Raw genomic sequence first — 395 nt, 5'->3', positions numbered from 1 at the left:
TCAGCTACCAAAGTATGGATGGTATAATCTCCTGCTGCTGTCACCGTAAATTCTGGTGTTGCTGCTGTTTGCTCAATAATCAAGGTTGGACCTGAGGTCAATACATAGGCCACTTCATAATTAGCAGGTACTGTTGGTGCTGTGCCTTGTGTGGCACTAATTGTAACACTTGCTCCAGATAATTGTACTGGACTTGCATCTGCTGTTAAGGTTCCTGCATCGGCTGAACAGGTCTCTACTGTAATTGGTGCGCCTGCTACATCTAATGCTGCACACAAACCATTGCTTGTTACGATATTTAAAACATCGCCTCCTGTAGTGGTTCCTGGTACAATAACACTTAAGTCTAAATAGTTAGGGTCGGTATTGTCTGTCACTTCAGCTACCAAAGTATG

Annotated in this window: 1 protein-coding gene; it reads right to left on the bottom strand. The window is 43.5% G+C overall.

Annotated elements, in window-relative coordinates; translation table 11 throughout:
* On the bottom strand, positions 1-395 hold a 395-nt coding region (locus tag OS191_RS00195), incomplete at both ends, for a hypothetical protein (RefSeq protein WP_267153692.1).

It is taken from the genome of Xanthomarina sp. F2636L (genome assembly GCF_026410195.1).
GTDB lineage: Bacteria > Bacteroidota > Bacteroidia > Flavobacteriales > Flavobacteriaceae > Xanthomarina.
This window is presented reverse-complemented; position numbering and strand designations above follow the sequence as displayed.